The 4433-nt window shown below is 60.7% G+C and carries 4 protein-coding genes; 1 reads left to right on the top strand and 3 read right to left on the bottom strand.

Annotated features, from left to right (window positions below):
* Positions 1–1293, top strand: a 1293-nt coding sequence (locus Q0239_RS08165; protein WP_298600995.1) for an amidohydrolase family protein, incomplete at its 5' end; no start/stop codon positions are given.
* On the opposite strand, the gene Q0239_RS08160 is transcribed toward Q0239_RS08165, so the two are convergent.
* From Q0239_RS08160 to Q0239_RS08150, 3 genes are read right to left on the bottom strand one after another with little or no spacing between them, the layout of a single operon-like run.
* Complete coding sequence (locus Q0239_RS08160; protein WP_298600992.1) at positions 1290–3050, bottom strand: acyclic terpene utilization AtuA family protein; 1761 nt, start codon at positions 3048–3050, stop codon at positions 1290–1292. The genes Q0239_RS08165 and Q0239_RS08160 overlap by 4 nt on opposite strands.
* Complete coding sequence (locus Q0239_RS08155) at positions 3037–3720, bottom strand: EthD domain-containing protein (RefSeq protein WP_298600988.1); 684 nt, start codon at positions 3718–3720, stop codon at positions 3037–3039. Before Q0239_RS08155 ends, Q0239_RS08160 begins: the two co-directional genes overlap by 14 nt.
* A gap of 9 nt (positions 3721–3729) precedes the next feature.
* Complete coding sequence (locus Q0239_RS08150; protein ID WP_298600998.1) at positions 3730–4416, bottom strand: SDR family oxidoreductase; 687 nt, start codon at positions 4414–4416, stop codon at positions 3730–3732.
* Between the last annotated feature and the right edge of the window lie 17 nt (positions 4417–4433).

Below are 4433 nucleotides of genomic sequence, written 5' to 3'. Positions count from 1 at the left end.
GCCGGACTGGGCGACACGGCTTTCGCCGCTTGCCGCCCCCCCTCCCCGTTGGGCGTTTGCGCCAGGGGCGACCGGGTGGAGCGGGGCGACCCCGCCAATGACGATGATCTTGCCAAGATGCGCGCGCTCACCAAGGAAGCGATTGAGGCGGGTGCGCTTGGCTTCGCGACTTCGCGTCTTTCGATCCATAAGACTGCGGACGGTGGTTCGATCCCCACCTTTGAAGCGGACGTCAACGAATTGAAAGCGATCTGTTCGGGAATGACCGACGCTGGATCAGGCACTTTCCAGATCGTGCTCGACGCATTTGTAGGTTGGGACAAGGAATATAGCGTTATCGACTCAGTGGTCGAAGCGACCGGCCGTCCCACTACCTTCACGCTCGCCAGCGGCAATGAAGGCCCGCCACGTTGGCGTACTGTGCTCGACATGATCGAAGCCAGCACCGCACGCGGCGCCAAGGTAACCGCACAGGTTATGCCGCGTCCGATCGGCCTGATCGCAGGCCTTGAACTCACCGTTCACCCCTTTGTACTCTGCCCTAGTTGGGCCAAGATCGCGCACCTGCCACTGGCCGAAAAGGTTGCGGCGATGCGCGATCCGGCAATGCGCGCTGCATTGCTTGGCGAAGAATTTGGCGAAGGTCATCCGTTCAACGCGCTTGCCCGCAATTGGGAATGGATGTTCCCGCTCGACAATCCGCCCGATTATGCGCCGCCCAAATCGTTGAGCATGGCCGATCAGGCGCGCGCGCGTGGCTGTACGCCGCAAGAAATTGCCTATGAGCGGATATTGACGACCGAGGGCAAGGGCCTGTTCCTCGCGGCGCTGGGCAATTTCGAAAATGCTTCACTCGACAGCGCGCATGAAATGCTCAGCCACCCGCATTGCGTGCCGGCACTCGGCGATGGCGGCGCGCATTATGGCGCGATCTGCGACGCAAGCTATTCGACGTTCCTGCTGCAGCATTTTGTTCGCGATGGCCGCGACGGCGGGTTCGATCTTGCCCAGGCGGTGCACATGCTCTCGCAAAAAGCAGCCCAAGCTGTCGGCCTGAATGATCGAGGAACGCTCAAGGTCGGCGCAAAGGCCGATATCAACGTCATCGACATGGACCGCCTGACTTTGCACGTGCCCGAAATCGTCCACGACCTGCCCGCAGGCGGAAGACGGCTGCATCAGCGGGCGACCGGATATGACGCGACAATCGTAAGCGGCCAAGTGATCCGGCGCTTTGATGAAAGTACAGGCTCAAGACCGGGGCGTTTGGTAAGAGGCGCGCAAGCGGCCTAACCTGCCGCTACCGCCTTTAACTTCATGCCCGCCAGCCGCTGACCGATCGACTTCGCCGCTGGGTCGAGCCGCTGGCTGGCATTCAGCCCTCCCGGTAAAGCTCCATCGAGCACGACGTTGAGCGCATGGATGCCGGGCAATTCGTAAATGGTCACTTCAAAGGCGCCGAGGTCGGGAAGATGTTTACGCAACGCCTCTGGCGTTAGAGCAGCGTGCAATAAAGGCAGATATTCGGGTTTGCGGGCGATCACGCCGATATTGATCGTTTCGCCCTTTTCGCCTGAGCGGGTGAAGGCGAGGTCCATGACGGTGCGATCTTCTGCGCTTCCGGGAAGTAGGTAATCCGCTGGTTCGACTGCGGATGTCATAGATTTCGATAGTGTTTGGGCATTTACGCCCGCCAACATGGTTCGCAGCCCCCCCTTCCCTGGGAAGAATTCTTCGCTATCCACCCGCGCGACCACTTCGTCCCTCGGCACCAAGAAGCTGATAAGGTTCATGCACGGCGCGATCTGGATGCCAAAGGCCACGCTCGTCCCCGGCGCCATTGCGGAGATTGCGGCAAATTGTTCGCGTGCAAACATCTGCACCGCCAGCGCCTCGTCATGTTCAACGACCAGCTTGGCAACCACTTCTTGCGAGGCCGGATCATTGCCGCCGATCAGTACGCATTCGGTGCGCCGCCAGTCGGCCATGTTGCGGCCGCGCAGCATGATCCGCCCGCGCTCGAACAGCGCCTCGGCCTGTTTATGTGCCTTTTCGACCGCTGCCGGACCGATGACCGGTTGATAGGCGACCGCGCGCCAGCCATCGTCCCAAGTCGCGCAGGCCTTTAGCATGGCGGGTGCAGGCAAGCCGCGGGCGTTAAGCGCGCGCACCCGATCCTTGCCCACCTGTTCGAGCGTCACATGGGTGAAATCGCAGGTAACGTCGGGAACGATATAGGCAGCCGGGTCGGACGTTTCATAAAGCAATTGCTCTGCCACCGTGCCGACGCTGACCAGTCCGCCGCTGCCCTCCGGCTTTGTGATTATGCAACTGCCATCGGCATGGCATTCGGCAATCGGCGCGCCGATATTCGCCCAGCCTTCGACCTCGCGCCAGTCGGTAAAGGTCCCGCCCGTCACTTGCGCCCCGCATTCGATCAGGTGCCCCGCCAATGTGCCACCGGCGAGCAGATCCAGATCGTCCGGCCCCCAGCCAAATTCGTGGATCAACGGCCCCAGTGCCAGCGCGCTGTCAACGACCCGCCCGGTGATGACGATATCGGCCCCCTGCGCCAAGGCATGCGCGATGGGAAATGCGCCGAGATAAGCATTGGCGCTCGTCACACCCTTTTGCGGGAAGGGCAGACCGCTGAACATGTCGCACGTTGCGGTGAAATCGCCAAGCCTGTGCATCAGATCGTCGCCATTGACGACAGCGACCTTGAGCGACAGCCCGAGCTCGTCGATCCGCGACCGCAGTTTCGCCGCAAGGCCCGCCGGATTGACCCCGCCCGCATTAGAGAGGATGCGCACCTTGCCATCGGCAATTCTGGACAGGAATGGCCCGATATGAACGTCCATGAAATCGCCAGTAAACCCGCTATCCGGGTCGGCCAGCTTCATCCGGCCGAGCAGCCCCATTGCACCTTCGGCCAAATAGTCGAGAATGATATAGTCAACGCCCGCACCCAGAAGCTGCGGCACCGCGAGCGCGCTGTCGATGAAAAAGGCGGAACCGCCGCCAATGCGAATGACCTTATCCGAAGTCATACTGGCTCGTGGGGATGATATCGATCCGGCCAAACTGGATGAAGCGCCCGCAACTGTCCATCATCGCGTTGAGATTGGCCTCAAACTTTGCTTGATCGCCGACGGCATCGAAAAAGGCATGTGGGTCAGTGAGCGCCTCTATCGGGAAACATTCTTCGACAAAGGCACCATATCTGGGCGCGCCTTCGGTCAGCGGGCGGACGATCAGGTTCTGCACATATTCGAAATTGGATTGTGTATCGATTGCCACTCTCGTGTGGTGCGAATGCCAGACCGCGACGGCTTCGGCGTGCGATAGATCGCTGCGGAAGGTGATAAAGCTCGCCTGGCTCCAGCCCCATGTGCGTTCGCCCTTTGTCGGCGGGTGTTCGCTATTGGCGATGATAGTCGATTCGGCGACCAGCCAGGCGTGGAACCGCTCGGACACAGCTGCGATCGCAGCATCAGCATCGCCCCTGAAAATCGCATTTGCGCTGGGCAACCAATATTGCACGACAGCCTCTTGCTGCGGATCCTGCCATTTCTGGACAAGGCCCGCGCCCGCTTCCACTGCTCTGTCACGAACGTTGATGCGGATGCCGCTGCAACCAGCAGCACGAAGCGCGACGGGAAGTTCGGTCAACAACCTGGCATTATCAACGCCCCACAGCGCAGTGACGATTTTTTCCATGTCGCCCCCTCAATCGAAATTAGCTTGGCCGCCGTCGAGCGGGATTGTCGCGCCTGTCAGATAACCCATTTCGGGTGCGCAGAGCGCAACCACTGCTTGGCCAATATCCTCTTCCAATCGGCCGATCCGCCCAAGCGGGATAGTCTTGAAAAACGCCTGTGCCTCTTCGGGATTATTGGCCACCCACCATTTCAGCCCCGGCGACTCGGCATGCGGCGCGATGGTCAGCACGCGGATATTGTCGCGCCCCCATTCTGCAGCACCCGCGCGCGTCAGAACACGGGTCGCCTGCTTGACGGCACCATAGGCGCCATAGCCAGTCATGTCCCAACGTATGCCCGCCGACGAAGCGAGGTTAAAAATCGTGCCGCCACCGCGCGCTTTCATGATCGGCTGAACCAGTTTCATCAGCCGAAAGGAAGCGAGCGGTCCCGATTCGAAACCGGCAAGGAAAGCCTCATCACTTACATCGAGGAGAGGACCGTTGGGCACTTCCTGCGCATTGTTCACCAATATGTCGATGCCGCCGAACCTCCCGGCACCCTCAGCAACGATACGCGCCAAATCGTCCGCCGATTTCACATCGCAGGTCAGCGCAAGACCCTTCGGGCCATCGAGCACACGCACCACCGCCGCATCGCCGCCGGGACGCTGCAGGGTGTTGCCGCCGATGACGTGGTCGTACTGCTCCCACACCCAGCGCTTCGAGCACA

It is taken from the genome of uncultured Sphingorhabdus sp. (assembly GCF_937872355.1).
In the GTDB taxonomy this organism is placed as follows: domain Bacteria; phylum Pseudomonadota; class Alphaproteobacteria; order Sphingomonadales; family Sphingomonadaceae; genus Sphingorhabdus_B.
The sequence above is the reverse complement of the archived record's forward strand: the minus strand, read 5'-3'. Positions and strand labels throughout refer to the sequence as shown.